This window comes from Brevundimonas vesicularis (assembly GCF_027886425.1).
Taxonomy (GTDB): domain Bacteria; phylum Pseudomonadota; class Alphaproteobacteria; order Caulobacterales; family Caulobacteraceae; genus Brevundimonas; species Brevundimonas vesicularis_C.
This window is the reverse complement of sequence record NZ_CP115671.1, coordinates 2,445,064-2,457,873: the sequence shown is the minus strand read 5'-3', so window position 1 is coordinate 2,457,873 and position 12,810 is coordinate 2,445,064. Positions and strand designations below refer to the sequence as shown.

At 66.3% G+C, this 12,810-nt stretch carries 18 protein-coding genes; 17 read left to right on the top strand and 1 reads right to left on the bottom strand.

Features of this window, described 5'->3' with window-relative positions; all coding sequences use genetic code 11:
* Positions 1 to 5 precede the first annotated feature (5 nt).
* From PFY01_RS12610 to PFY01_RS12585, 6 genes are read left to right on the top strand one after another with little or no spacing between them, the layout of a single operon-like run.
* Positions 6 to 1,091: an MBL fold metallo-hydrolase gene (locus tag PFY01_RS12610; protein ID WP_271041536.1), complete on the top strand. Its 1,086-nt coding sequence runs from the start codon at positions 6 to 8 to the stop codon at positions 1,089 to 1,091.
* Complete coding sequence (locus tag PFY01_RS12605) at positions 1,088 to 1,861, top strand: enoyl-CoA hydratase (RefSeq protein WP_271041535.1); 774 nt, start codon at positions 1,088 to 1,090, stop codon at positions 1,859 to 1,861. The genes PFY01_RS12610 and PFY01_RS12605 overlap by 4 nt, the downstream gene beginning before the upstream one ends.
* Before the next feature lie 60 nt (positions 1,862 to 1,921).
* The gene (locus PFY01_RS12600; RefSeq protein WP_271041534.1) at positions 1,922 to 2,416 is read left to right on the top strand and encodes a GNAT family N-acetyltransferase; all 495 of its coding nucleotides are present in this window, start codon (positions 1,922 to 1,924) and stop codon (positions 2,414 to 2,416) included.
* Positions 2,417 to 2,454: 38 nt separating this feature from the next.
* The gene (locus PFY01_RS12595) at positions 2,455 to 3,000 is read left to right on the top strand and encodes a DUF1285 domain-containing protein (protein WP_271041533.1); all 546 of its coding nucleotides are present in this window, start codon (positions 2,455 to 2,457) and stop codon (positions 2,998 to 3,000) included.
* Complete coding sequence (locus PFY01_RS12590) at positions 2,997 to 3,659, top strand: CoA pyrophosphatase (RefSeq protein ID WP_271041532.1); 663 nt, start codon at positions 2,997 to 2,999, stop codon at positions 3,657 to 3,659. The genes PFY01_RS12595 and PFY01_RS12590 overlap by 4 nt, the downstream gene beginning before the upstream one ends.
* Positions 3,656 to 4,870, top strand: a complete 1,215-nt coding sequence (locus tag PFY01_RS12585) for a CCA tRNA nucleotidyltransferase (protein WP_271041531.1) — start codon at positions 3,656 to 3,658, stop codon at positions 4,868 to 4,870. The genes PFY01_RS12590 and PFY01_RS12585 overlap by 4 nt, the downstream gene beginning before the upstream one ends.
* On the opposite strand, the gene PFY01_RS12580 is transcribed toward PFY01_RS12585, so the two are convergent.
* Entirely contained in the window at positions 4,845 to 5,801 is a 957-nt protein-coding gene (locus PFY01_RS12580) for an endonuclease/exonuclease/phosphatase family protein (protein WP_271041530.1), read from the bottom strand. The two genes, PFY01_RS12585 and PFY01_RS12580, sit on opposite strands and share 26 nt — an antisense overlap.
* 68 nt (positions 5,802 to 5,869) lie before the next feature.
* Between PFY01_RS12580 and PFY01_RS12575 the strand changes: the two genes are divergently transcribed.
* From PFY01_RS12575 to PFY01_RS12525, 11 genes are all read left to right on the top strand, one after another.
* Positions 5,870 to 6,331 (top strand): DUF4112 domain-containing protein, encoded by a 462-nt coding sequence (locus PFY01_RS12575; protein ID WP_271041529.1) that lies wholly within the window; start codon positions 5,870 to 5,872, stop codon positions 6,329 to 6,331.
* Positions 6,332 to 6,474: 143 nt separating this feature from the next.
* Positions 6,475 to 7,425: a DUF2793 domain-containing protein gene (locus PFY01_RS12570; RefSeq protein ID WP_271041528.1), complete on the top strand. Its 951-nt coding sequence runs from the start codon at positions 6,475 to 6,477 to the stop codon at positions 7,423 to 7,425.
* A gap of 19 nt (positions 7,426 to 7,444) precedes the next feature.
* The gene (locus PFY01_RS12565; protein WP_271041527.1) at positions 7,445 to 7,918 is read left to right on the top strand and encodes a hypothetical protein; all 474 of its coding nucleotides are present in this window, start codon (positions 7,445 to 7,447) and stop codon (positions 7,916 to 7,918) included.
* Entirely contained in the window at positions 7,915 to 8,070 is a 156-nt protein-coding gene (locus PFY01_RS12560) for a hypothetical protein (RefSeq protein WP_271041526.1), read from the top strand. The genes PFY01_RS12565 and PFY01_RS12560 overlap by 4 nt, the downstream gene beginning before the upstream one ends.
* Positions 8,067 to 8,336, top strand: a complete 270-nt coding sequence (locus PFY01_RS12555) for a hypothetical protein (protein WP_271041525.1) — start codon at positions 8,067 to 8,069, stop codon at positions 8,334 to 8,336. Before PFY01_RS12560 ends, PFY01_RS12555 begins: the two co-directional genes overlap by 4 nt.
* Entirely contained in the window at positions 8,333 to 8,716 is a 384-nt protein-coding gene (locus tag PFY01_RS12550) for a M15 family metallopeptidase (RefSeq protein WP_271041524.1), read from the top strand. The genes PFY01_RS12555 and PFY01_RS12550 overlap by 4 nt, the downstream gene beginning before the upstream one ends.
* Positions 8,713 to 9,192, top strand: coding sequence for a hypothetical protein (locus PFY01_RS12545; RefSeq protein ID WP_271041523.1), 480 nt, complete (start codon positions 8,713 to 8,715; stop codon positions 9,190 to 9,192). The genes PFY01_RS12550 and PFY01_RS12545 overlap by 4 nt, the downstream gene beginning before the upstream one ends.
* 360 nt (positions 9,193 to 9,552) lie before the next feature.
* Complete coding sequence (locus PFY01_RS12540) at positions 9,553 to 10,329, top strand: flagellin (protein WP_271041522.1); 777 nt, start codon at positions 9,553 to 9,555, stop codon at positions 10,327 to 10,329.
* 312 nt (positions 10,330 to 10,641) lie between these two features.
* Positions 10,642 to 11,409 carry a flagellin gene (locus PFY01_RS12535; RefSeq protein WP_271041521.1) on the top strand — a complete coding sequence of 256 codons (768 nt, stop codon included), beginning with the start codon at positions 10,642 to 10,644 and terminating at the stop codon, positions 11,407 to 11,409.
* Between the two features lie 136 nt (positions 11,410 to 11,545).
* Entirely contained in the window at positions 11,546 to 11,770 is a 225-nt protein-coding gene (locus PFY01_RS12530) for a hypothetical protein (RefSeq protein ID WP_271041520.1), read from the top strand.
* A 135-nt stretch (positions 11,771 to 11,905) separates the two neighbouring features.
* Complete coding sequence (locus PFY01_RS12525) at positions 11,906 to 12,784, top strand: flagellin (RefSeq protein ID WP_271041519.1); 879 nt, start codon at positions 11,906 to 11,908, stop codon at positions 12,782 to 12,784.
* Positions 12,785 to 12,810 lie beyond the last annotated feature (26 nt).

Genomic DNA, 12,810 nt, shown 5'->3' with positions numbered 1-12,810 from the left:
CTGACTTGGCTGATGGAACGGCGTCGGCGACGGCCGCGAAGGATGGGCGGGGCCTGACCTATCCGTTCGACGCCGTGCCCGGCGCGGGCGAGGCGATCGAGGTCGCGCCCGGCGTGCTGTGGCTGAGGTTCGCCCTCCCGTTTCAGCTGGACCATGTGAATGTCTATGCGATCCGGGACGGCGACGGCTGGGTCGTTGTCGATACGGGACTAAAGACCGCGGCGACCATCGCAGCGTGGGAGACGGCGTTGGATGCGGCGCTAGGCGGCAGGCCCGTGACGCGATTGATCTGCACCCATATGCATCCCGACCATATCGGCTTGGCGGGCTGGCTATGTGAGCGGTCGGGCGCGCCGTTGCTGATGTCGCGACTGGAGTATGTGACCGCCAGGATGCTGATGGCCGAGGAGGCGGGTGATGCGCCTGCGGACGGCGAGCGCCACTATCGTGCGGCCGGGTGGAACGATGAGCAGATCGCGCGCTGGCGGGCGGAATACGGCGGGTTCGGCAAGGGCGTGGCGACAATGCCGCGCAGCTATCTGCGACTGTCCGACGGCGACATCGTTCAGATCGACGGCGACGATTGGACGGTGGTCGTCGGGTCAGGCCACAGCCCGGAACATGTCTGCCTGTGGCGGCGGTCGGACGACGTCTTCATCGCCGGAGATCAGATCCTGCCTCGCATTTCGTCTAATGTTTCGGTCTGGTCGACAGAGCCTGAAGCCGATCCGCTGGGCGACTGGATGGACTCGCTGGATAAGCTGAGGGGGATGTTGCCGGAGGGCGCTTTCGTCCTGCCGGCGCATGGCGAGCCCTTCTACGGCGTTCATGCGCGGCTCGACGCTCTAAAGCGGGGGCATGAGGTGGCGCTGAAACGGCTTGAGCGGACGTTGCGTCAACCGTCTAGGGTGATCGACAGCTTCTCCGCCGTCTTCGGTCGAGCGGTCGGGGACGGGGTGCTGGGCATGGCCACGGGCGAGGCCCAGGCGCACCTGAACTATCTGGAAAAACGCGGCCGCGCGACGCGGAAGCGGGACGAGAGCGGCGTCGACTGGTGGAGCGCCGTCGCACAGGACGAGGAAACGACGTGAGCGAACATATCCGCAGCGAACTGGCCGACGGCGTCCTGACCGTCACCCTGGACCGGGCCGACAAGAAGAACGCCATCACCCAGGCCATGTATTCGGCCTTGGCCGAGGCGACGGAGCGGGCGCGGACCGACGATGCGGTGCGGGTGCTGCTGCTGCGCGCGGAGGGCGACAGCTTCTCGGCCGGCAACGACATTCAGGACTTCATCGCCCTGGGCTCGCAAGGGGCGGGGCCGGGCGACATGCCTGTGTTTCGTTTCCTGAAGGCGTTGGCGGATCTGGACAAGCCGGCTGTGGCTGCCGTGAAGGGACGCGCGGTCGGGATCGGCCTAACCATGCTGCTGCACTGCGATCTGGTGGTGGTGGCCGAAGATGCGCTGCTGTCCGTGCCCTTCGTCAATCTGGCCCTGGCGCCGGAGGCGGCGTCCAGCCTGTTGTTGCCGGCCGTGATCGGTCATCAGCGGGCCTTCGAACTGTTTGCGCTGGGCGAGCCGCTGGATGGCCGGACGGCCCTGGCCTGGGGCATCGCCAATTGCGCAGTCCCGGCCGATCAGGTCGAGGCGACGGCGGCGGACCTGGCGGCCAAAGTGGCGGCCCGCGCGCCCAACTCGATCCGCAAGACCAAACGGCTGATGCGTGACGCAGAAGGTCTATGGGCGCTGATGCAGCGGGAGGGTGAAGCCTTCGGCTCTCAGATGAAGAGCCCCGAAGCGATGGAGGCCTTCATGGCCTTTACGCAGAAGCGGGCGCCGGACTTTTCGAAGGCGGGTTAAGCGGTCGTCGCAAGGCCTTGCCTTGATTTGGCGCAGCTTTGCTTCTAGGTGCGCGCGCCAATGTCGCACGCCCTTTCCATACCTCCGGCCGTAAGCCGTGTCGAAGCCGAGACTGCGACCGACGCCGAAGGCGTGGATGCAATGGTCATGGCGGCCTTCGGGCCGGGACGGTTTGCCAAGACGGCCGAGCGTCTGCGTGAAGGCTCGCAGCCAAGCGCGGGCTTTGTCGTGAAGCGCGACGGGGACGTGGTGGGCTCGGTGCGGCTATGGCCGGTCGTGGTTGGAGACACCCCGGCGCTCTTTTTGGGACCGATCGCGGTGGACGCCGGTCGCCGGAGCGACGGACTGGGCGCCGAACTGGTTCAGGCATGCGTGGATCAGGCACGGACGCTGGACGTCGGCGGCGTGCTGCTGGTCGGGGACGCGGCCTATTTCGAGCGGTTCGGATTCGCCCCTGCGCCTGAGGCGATCCTGCCCGGACCTGTGGATCGTCGTCGTGTTCTGTGGCTGGGGACCGGCGTGGATCAGGTTTCGGGCTCGGTTCGCATCGGCTGACCCTTTCCCGCCCGGTTCGCGGGGCTTAAGTCAGGGGGATGGATAATCCCAAGTCAGGACTGAACGCTGTCGCCGAGGCGGCCAAACAGGCGCCCGGCAAGGGGTTGCCGCCGGTCCACCTCTGGCATCCCGAGCATTGCGGCGACATCGATATCGTCATCCGGGCGGACGGCGTCTGGATGCACGAAGGCTCGCCCATTGGCCGCAGGGAACTGGTGCGGCTGTTCTCGACGGTGCTGAGGAAGGAGCCGGACGGCTATCACCTGGTCACGCCGGTCGAAAAGCTGAAGATCACCGTCGAGGATTTGCCGTTCCGGGCTGTCGCGATGCGTCGGGAGGGCGACGCCCTGATTTTCACCACCGATGTCGGCGACGAGGTGAGGGCCAGCGAAGCGGATCCCATCGTCGTCGAAACCGATCCGACGACGGGCGAGCCGGCGCCGCGCATTCATGTGCGCCACGATCTGTGGGCGCGCATCGCGCGGTCGGTCTTCTATGAAATGGTCGAGATGGCCCAAGAGGTCGATGGACGATTGGTCGTTCGGTCAGGCGGCCAAGTCTTCTCGCTGGGCGCGGTGACGTGAGCCTGGAGACCTTAAGGGCGCGGCTGGTCGATCGGCTGGCGCCGGTCGAGACGTGGCGGCCTGAACTGGTCGCGGCGCGGTCAGACTTCGACCTAAATCCGCAGGCGACACGGACGGCCAAGGAGCTTCGGCCGGCGGCGGTGCTGATCCCCATCGTGGCGCGGCCCGAGGGGGCGACCGTGCTGCTGACGCGGCGCGCGGACACCCTGGCGCGGCACACGGGGCAGATCGCCTTCCCAGGCGGTCGGCTGGATCCTGGCGAGACCGCAGTTCAGGCGGCGCTGCGTGAGGCGGACGAGGAGGTGGCGCTGGACCCGGCGGCGGTCGAGGTGCTGGGCCTGTCGGACGCCTATGAGACGGGGACCGGATTTCTGGTCACCCCGGTTATCGGCTGGCTGCGCGAGGCGCCGGTCACGACGCCGTCGCCGGACGAGGTCGCCGAGGTGTTCGAAACGCCGTGGGACTTTCTGATGGACGCCGCCAACCACCGTCGCGACTTTTACGATCTGGATGAAGGCTTGCGGCGCTGGTTCTGGGCCATGCCCTGGGGCGAGCGCTACATCTGGGGCGTGACGGCGGGGATTCTGAAGGCGTTGCACGTGCGGCTGTATGGCGACGAGGCTGTGCCAGAGGCGGCGGCCGATGAGGATGCGGCATGAGCGTCTCTGTGAAGGGACAGCCCTGGCTGGAAAGCCAGGCGACGCGGGCGGTGATGCGGGCGCTGGAAGCGGCGGGCGGTGCGGGCTGCGCACGGTTCGTGGGCGGCTGCGTGAGGAATAGTCTGCTGTGGCAGCCCGTCGACGACATCGACATCGCCACGCGCCTGCGGCCTGAAGAGACCATCGCAGCGCTGAAGGCGGCGGGGTTGAAGGCCGTGCCGACCGGCGTCGAGCACGGCACGGTGACGGGCGTGTCGGAGCGGCGTCCCTATGAGATCACGACCCTGCGTCGTGATGTGGAGACGGACGGGCGCCGCGCGGTGGTCGCCTTCACCGAGGACTGGGCCGAGGATGCGGCGCGGCGGGATTTCCGACTGAACGCCCTTTACGCCGATGCGGCAGGGACGGTGTACGATCCAACCGGCGGCGGGTTGGAGGATGCGGCGGCGGGACGCATCGTTTTCGTCGGACAGGCGGAGACGCGCATCCGCGAGGACTACTTACGCATCCTGCGCTTCTTCCGGTTCTACGCCTGGTACGGGCGGGGTGAGCCGGACGCGGTCGGATTGGCGGCGTGCGCGGCGCTGAAGGGCGGCATGGCGCAGCTGTCGGCCGAGCGGGTGTCCAAGGAGGTGTTGAAACTGCTGGCGGCGCCCGATCCGCGTGCGGCGGTGCGGGCGATGGCCGAGACCGGCGTGCTGGCTCAAGCGCTGCCGCAGGCGCAACCGCTAGCGCTGTTCGAGGCGATGTGTGACCTGACCGACGATCCGGTGATGCGGGTGTCGGCCTTGCTTCCGGCCGATGCGGGGGCTGTGACGGAGATCGCGGGTGGTCTGAGATTGTCGAACGCGGTGCGAGATCGGCTGGCGGCGGCGGTGGCGGACGGGCCTGCCGTTTCGCCGACGATGAGCGACGCCGAGGCGCGGGCGGCGATCTACAGGTTGGGACGCAGGGTGTTCGAGGATCGGCTGATGCGCGCCGAGGCGGCCGGACGGGGCGATGGCGCGCGGCTGCGGGCGCTGGCCGCCGACTGGTCGCCGCCCAAGATGCCGGTCGGGGGCCACGATCTGGCGCTTCTGGGCCTGAAGCCGGGGCCGGAGACTGGGCGGGTGTTGAAGGCGTTCGAGGACGGTTGGGTCGCTGACGATTTCCCTGCCGAGGGGCATGAGGCGCGGCTGAAGACCCTTATCGCGGCGGCTGAGCGCGGGTGAACTCGGTGACGACGGGGCGGTGGTCGGATCCCGTCGGCTCGCCCAGGTGGCGCGTGATCAGGGCCAGATCCGGCGAGCGATAGACCTGGTCGATGGTGATGCCGGCGAAGGCGGGAATCTGGCTGGGCCAGGTGCCGGGCCAGCCGGGCGCGGGGATCAGGCCCAAGTCGGACTGAATCTGTTTGCCGATCCGGGCGCTGGAGACGCTGTTGAAATCTCCGGCGGCGATGACGGGATGGTCTGGCGCGGCCTTCATGCGCTCGGCCAAGGCCATGACCTGGGTGATCTGGCCCCACTGATATTGATAAGGCCAGGGTCGGGTCAGGTGGACGCCAAAGACGTTGATCGGGCCGATGGGCGTCTGAACCGTTGCCCCCACGGCGCTGAGGCCGTCGGGACGCTCGGGCAGGCGTTGCAGGATCGGATACCGCGAGGCGATGATCGAGCGCGCGTGGTCGCCGGCGCGCGCCTGGCCGATCAGAACACGATGGGGATAGTCCGGCAGCAACTGGTCCAGCCGCGAGGCCGGGGCCTGCCCCAACTCGACCAGCACCAGGATGTCGGCGTCGGCGGCCGCGATGGACCGGCGCATGGCAGCGACATCAGTGTTGAACACATACAGATTGGCCGAATAGACCCGGACGATCGGCTGGTCAGGCACGGGCACGCCCTTCGTCGGCGTCCATTGCGGCCAGACCGACAGGGCCAGCACCACGCACGCCAGTCCACCGACGATCGAGGCCGGCCATAGGCGAAAGAGCAGACACGCCACGGTCACGCCGACGGCCGCCAGCAATACCGGCGATGTGAACTGCGCCAGGATATCCACCCAGCGATGGCCGATGCCGCTGAGCGCCGCTACGCCGAAAGCCGCCAAGCCCAGCAGCAGGGCGCTCGCCGTCACATTCGCCGCCAGCTTGATCAGGGTCATCGAAGACGTATCTCTCGGATTGAACAGGAAGCCTCGCCCAGCGTTAAGGCGACGCGTTGGAGGGCGACATGGCCAGACGGTCGATCCGGGATATCGAGAACATCTGGTCCAATGTCGAGGGCGTCAAGAAACTGTCGGACCGGGTCATCGGCATCGGCCCGTTCGGCATGGGGCTGGACGCCATGCTGACCTGGGTGCCGGTCGTCGGCACGGCATACACGGTCGGGACGGGCGGCTGGCTGATGCTTCAGGCCGTGCGGGCCAAGGCGACGCCGGCGACGCTGGCGCGCATGGGGGCCTATATGGCCATCGACACCGCCACTGGGACGGTGCCGATCGCAGGCGACATCGTCGATACCTTCTTTCCCGGACAGCTGATGGCGGCGCGGGCGCTGCAAAAACATATCGAAAGCACCCACTGGGTCGAGGACACCGAGGCCAATGCGCGCGCCACCGGCAACCACGAGATGCACGAGGCCCGCGTGCAAAACGACAAGACGCTGAAGCGGATCATCTATCTGCAAGATTGAGATGCGCTGGCTGAGGCGGCCTAGCCATCGTTTTCTCCGCAATTAAGCCGTCTGAAATCAAGGACCTGATTCAAATCACCGACCGTCTCCCGGCCTGAGGAAGGGCTGCGCCCAGACTGATCTCCACGACAACGGAGAGAAGAATGAGCGACGATTTCAGCGCGCGTCTGAACCTGCCCTATCTGGCGGCGGGGCAGATGCAGAAACATGTGACCCTTAATACGGCCCTGACCCGGCTGGACGCCCTGTTGCAGACGGCGGTGATCAGTCGCACGACGGCGATCCAGCCGGCCGATGCGTCGGATGGCGATCTTTATATCCTGCCGCAAGAGGCCGAAGGCGCAGCCTGGGCCGGGCGGCCGGTCGGAATCCTGATGCGGTTCGAGGGCGGCGGCTGGACCGCCGTGGCGACGTCGGACGGCATGATCGCCGGCGTTTTGGACGAAGGCGTCGTGGTGGTTCGGGCCGAGGGGGGCTGGGTCGCGCTGGGACAGCGACTGGGCAAGGCGCAGGGCCTGACGCGGCTGGGTCTCGGGACGTCCGCCGACGAAGCCAATCCCCTGGCGGCCAAGATCAACGCCGCCCTGTTCACGGCGCGCGGCGAGGAGGAAGGCGGCGACGGCGACCTTCGCCTGACCCTGAACAAAGCGACGGCGGGCGATGTCCTGTCGCTGCTGTTTCAGAGCGGATACGCCGCTCGCGCAGAGTTGGGCCTGATCGGCGACGACGATCTGAGCCTCAAGGTCTGCGATGACGCTGGGACATGGCGGTCGGTGTGGCGCGTGGATCGCGCGACGGGGCGTATCGCCTTTGACCAGGGGGCGGTCCGGCGTGAGACGACGCTGTTCACCAGCGATGACGACTATGCCCTGCCGGCCTGGGCGTGCTGGGTCGAGGCGACCTGCGTGGGCGGCGGCGGCGGCGGCGGGGGGGGGCGCAGGGCTGGCGGGTGCGGCTGGTGCGTCGCGTCTCGGCGGCGGCGGAGGCGGCGCCGGCGGGCTGAGCCTCGCGCGATGGTCGGCGGACGATCTGGAGGGCGTCCTGTCGGTCAAGGTCGGCGCCGGCGGGATCAGTGGCGTTTCGGGCGGCGATAGCGAGGTCGCGACAGGCGACATGGTCCTGTTACGCGCGACGGGCGGCGCCGCAGGCGGCTCTGGCGTGGGTGGAGCAGGCGGTATCGGCCAACGGTTCGCCAACCCCGGCGGAAGCTCTTCGACGACCGCGACGGCGACGATGGGCTCAGAAACCCTTTGCTCGGACGGGCCGGGCGGCGGCGGGGCAGGGGGCGGTCTGAGTGCAGCGGATGTCGCCTATGCCGGAGGCGCGGGCGGCGTCGGCGGTTGGTCGGGCCTTCGTGCGGCCGGCGGTGTTGCGGGCGCTGCGGGACAGGCCTCGCCCAAGCCGCTGTTGTCGATTGTGGGCGGCGGGGGCGGGGGCGGCGATGCTTCGGCGAGTGGAGCCGGTTCTCCCGGCGGCGCTGGTGCTCACTTCGGGGCCGGGGGCGGGGGAGGCGGCGCTGGTCTGACCTTCGGCGGCCAGGGCGGTTCGGGCGCTTCGGGCGCGGTTCTGATCACGGTTGTCGGATGAGCCGGCGCGGACATCCGGCCGAGCCGGTCGAGGTGCTGGAGGCGGAGGCCTGGGAAGCGCCCGACGGCCTCAGCGACGGGGAATGGCGCGCCCAGTCCGGCTGGGACGGCCGTTGCGCCGTCGAAACCTATGACGAGGAGGATGAACGATGACCCGACACAGGCAGGGCGCGATCCCCTTGGCGGAGGGGCGCTGGCTATTTCGTCGCCTCAACGCCTTCGCCGTCAGCGCGGGGCTGTGGGTGCTGTTGATGCGCACGGTCGGGCGGATAACGCCTGAGATGTTGCCCAGGATCACGGACGGGCTGGTGGGCTTGCTGGCCTTGATCCTGGTGCTCTATCTGGTGGCGCCGACCGCGCAACAGTTGATCACCCTGATCGCCACCGCGCGGCTGCGGATCAGCGGAGGCCGACCATGAGCTTTCGTCTGTCCAGCCGGTCGCGTGCGCGGCTGGTCGGCGTGCATCTGGCCCTGACTGCGGTGGTCGAGGCGGCCATCACACGCACGCCGGTGGACTTCATGATCACCGAGGGACTGCGCACGGCCGAACGTCAGGCCGCCCTGATCAAGGCCGGGGCCAACCGCACGACGCGCTCGCGGCATCTGACGGGCCACGCCGTCGATGTCGCCGCCCTGGTCGAAGGCCAGGTGCGATGGGACTGGCCGCTGTATGGCCGGATCACCCAGGCGTTCAAGGCGGCGGCGCTGGATCTGAAGACGCCGCTGATCTGGGGCGGCGACTGGAAGTCGCTGCGAAACGGGCCGCATTTCGAGCTGGATCGAAAGGCCTTTCCATGAGCGCGGGATCGATACTGCGGGCGCTGACGCCGCTCGGCTGGTTGGCGGCCGCTGCTGCAGCGTTGGCGCTGGGATTCGTCCTGTTGGGCGGGCTCGGCTTTCGCTGGGATCCGCTGAACCTGCAGCACAGGCGTCTGGAGGCCTCCCGCACTCAGGCGCGGGATGCGACCGCCGTGGCGGCCGCTCAAGCCCAGGCCAGACGCATCGAAACCGAGGGCGTGGCGGCTCAGGCCCGGCGCGTCGATCACTATCACCACACCACGGGGGCGGCGGACCGGGCGACCACGGCCGCCGTCGCCCAGGCCTGGAGCGCCGACGATGCCGATCAACCCTTGGACAACCGCCGCGCTGATCGCCTGCGCGACCATGACGGCGAACTGTGCCGCATCGCCCCCAATCTCGACGGTTGCGCCGGCGCGACTGGTCTTGCCGGAGGCGGCGACACGTCCGTGCGCGCTGGCGACCCTGCCGGCTGAACCCACGACCGGCGATCTGGACGCGGCCTATCTGCTGCGCGGCGCCCAGATCGTCGCTTGCGACGGGGCGCGGCGGCTCGCGGTCGAGACCTTGTTGGCCGAACGCGCGATGCAGGACGCGCAGGTGCGACGCCGCGACTGACGCCCTGCAAAAACGACTCGGCAACTTCTGCCGCCTGGTGTGCAGGCTTGCCGGGTCGCTTCGCAAACCGTCGAGATAAGTTCAATGAAATCAGTGTCGGCGTGCGGCCGGCATGGCTTGTTGGACTGGCCTCGCCCTTGCTCTCCTGAAGACCGAGCAAAACGCTCCTGACGCTAAAATGGCGTCGCACATCACACGAAGTGAACAGGAAAGCCAAAATGGCTACGAGCATCAATACGAACTACGGCGCCATGGTCGCGCTGCAAAACCTCAATGCGACCAACGCTATGTTGGAGCGCACGCAAAACCGTGTCTCGACGGGACTGAACGTCGCATCGGCGAAAGACAATGGCGCAATATTCGCCATCGCTACTAACCAGCGCGCCGAATTAGGCGCTCTAAATGCGGTGCGGCAATCGCTGCAGCGCGGCCAGTCGATCGTGGACGTGGCCTTGGCGGCTGGCGATACTGTCGTCGAAGCGTTGACCGAGATGAAGGCTCTGGCTGTCGCCATCGAAGCCGGCGGCTCGACCGCCACCACTGATGCTCTTCAAAACGACTATGATGCGTTGCAGGTAGAGATCGACAATGCGCTGGCGGGCGCTAACTTCGATGGCGTAAACCTGTGGACCGACGGCGCCGAGACGGGTGTGCTGACCGACACCTCAGGCACCACCTACGACGTCGGCTTCGCTGCTGCGATCGATCCGACGCCTGCGACGGCCACGGCGGCCGGCGTTCAGTCGACTCTCGAAGCCTTCACCGCAAACCTGGCCACAATCGGCACCCAGTCCAAGTCGCTGGAGCGTCAGATCACTTTCAACAGCAAGATTCAGGACGCAGTCGAGGCCGGCATCGGCAATCTGGTGGACGCCGACCTGGCCAAGGAAAGCGCTCGCCTGACCGCGCTGCAAACCAAGCAACAGCTTGGTGTTCAGGCCCTGTCGGTCGCCAACTCCTCCAGCCAAATCTTGTTGAGCCTCTTCCGCAGCTAGCGGCCCAGGTTTCCAAAACCACGGTTCTGAAAGGCAGTCGGACTCTGGTCCGGCTGCCATTTTGCTTGTCCGGCATATCGTGCCGGGCATTTTTTGCCGGGTGCTCGGCATTTTTTGCTTTGGCTAGGCGAATGCTGCCGTGCGGCTTAACCTAAGCGAAAATATAATGCTGCAAAAACAAACATATAGAAGGTTCGTTTGGTTCGCCGTTAACGGTTGAGGTGGCCCGGCATTTGCTTCCTTGGATGTGGGCAAAATGCTCTCGGTCGCCAAAACGGCGTCGAACATCACGAAGTGAAAAGGACAGCCAAAATGGCTAACAGCATCAACACGAACTATGGCGCCAACGTTGCGCTGCAAAGCTTGAACGCCACCAACAAGGCGCTCTCCACCACCCAGAACCGAATCTCGACGGGTATGGCTGTCTCGTCCGCCAAGGACAGCGGCGCCATTTTCGCGATCGCCACCAACCAGCGCGCTGAAATGAGCGCCTTGGGTTCGGTCAAGCAGTCGCTGCAACGCGGTCAATCGATTGTGGATGTGGCTCTGGCCGCCGGTGACACCGTCATCGACGCCCTGACTGAAATGAAGTCGCTGGCCGTTGCTATCGAGGCCGGCGGTTCGACAGCCACGACGACCGCTCTGCAAGCCGATTTCGATGCTCTGCAGGTGGAAATCGACAACGCCCTCGCCGGCGCCAACTTCGATGGCCAGAATCTGTGGACGGCCTCGGTCGATGTCATCACCGACACGTCCGCGACCGCTCTGACCATCGGCGTGGCCGCTCCGTCGGACGCGACCCCTGCAGGCGCCACGGCTGCAGACGTTCAGACCGCCATTGAGGCCTTTACGGCTGACTTGGCCACCCTGGGCACCCAGTCCAAGTCGCTGGAACGCTCGACGACCTTTACAAGCAAGATGGCGGACGCCTTGGAAGCCGGTATCGGCAACCTGGTCGATGCCGATCTGGCCAAGGAAAGCGCCAAGCTGACCGCCCTGCAAACCAAGCAGCAGCTGGGCGTGCAAGCATTGTCGATCGCTAACTCGTCGAGCCAAATCCTGCTCGGCCTGTTCCGATAAGGCCTTGAGCCGGGGCGGTTATCGGCCGCCCCGGCCTCTTCTTTGATATTCAGAAGGGCGCGGATTGGTCCGCGCGGCAGATATGACCCAAAATGCCGCGAGTGTCTCTACTGTAAGCCGATCCCCAGAAAACGCTGTGACTGCCTCAGGTCTGGCTCCCGCTGGAACACCAGCAAACGACACCGAAGACGCCAGCCGCTTTCGACTGACCATCGAGGCCGTGGGTGACAACCGCTTCGTCTACAAGGTTCTGGACCGGGTGACGGGGGAGGTGATCCGCCAGTTGCCGCGCGAGGATGTCGAGAAGTTGAACAGCGACCCGACCTATCGTGGAGGTCGTCTGGTCGATACCGCCGTCTGACAACCGGCGAGGGCTCAAACTTTTCAACGCCGCCGGCTCGCTGGACGGCGCAATCATGGTTTCCGGCGCGTTAACCATGTGATTACGACTCATGGTTAACCCTGTAGCCCACAGAACGTCCGGGGGCTTGAAGCCATGACCACCAGCATCCACACCAACACCTCGGCGATGATCGCCTTGCAGAATCTAAACCGCACCAACGACCAGTTGGCGGCGACGCAGAGCCGGGTGAACACGGGGCTGAAGGTTCAGGGCGCGCGCGACAACGCCGCGGTCTGGGCGGTGGCTCAGGGGCAGCGTGCCGACCGGGGATCGCTCGAAGCCGTCACCACAAGCCTGAACCGCGCGACGTCCATCGCAGACGTGTCGCTGGCGGCCGGCGAGCAGATCTCGGACATCCTGCTCGAGTTGAAGCAGAAGGCGACCGCAGCGGCGGACCCGAGCGCCAGCGATGCGACTCGCAAATCGTATGACCAGGAGTTTCAATCGCTTCTGTTGTCGATCCAGTCTTTTGCAGACAACGCCATTTTTGATGGTGAGAACATTCTCGCAGGGCGTACGGACGGCGCGACACCTCCTGCGCCGCTCGGGGACTTGAACTTTATCGCTAGTGCGGACGGCCAGGAGAATATCCAGCTGAAGCGTCAAAACCTGACACTTTCAGGCTTGGGGCTTGCGGCCGACGCTTCGGCTACGCCCGCTGTTGACGCGCCAAGCTTATTGGTTGAGGCCGATGCAAAAGCCGCGCTGAACCGGATCAACAACGCCATCGCAACCTCGAGTTCCCGTCTTTCCGAACTGGGCGCCCAGTCTAAGCAGATTGAGCGCCACACCACCTATGTCGGCAAGCTGTCGGACGCGCTGGAGGCCGGCATCGGCAATCTGGTCGACGCGGACCTGGCTAAGGAAAGCGCCCGCCTTCAGGCCTTGCAGGTCCAGCAGCAACTCGGCGTTCAGGCCCTGTCGATCGCCAACCAGGCGCCGCAAGTCATCCTGTCGCTGTTCAAGGGCTGATCCGACAGCTTAACGGTTCCTTATCG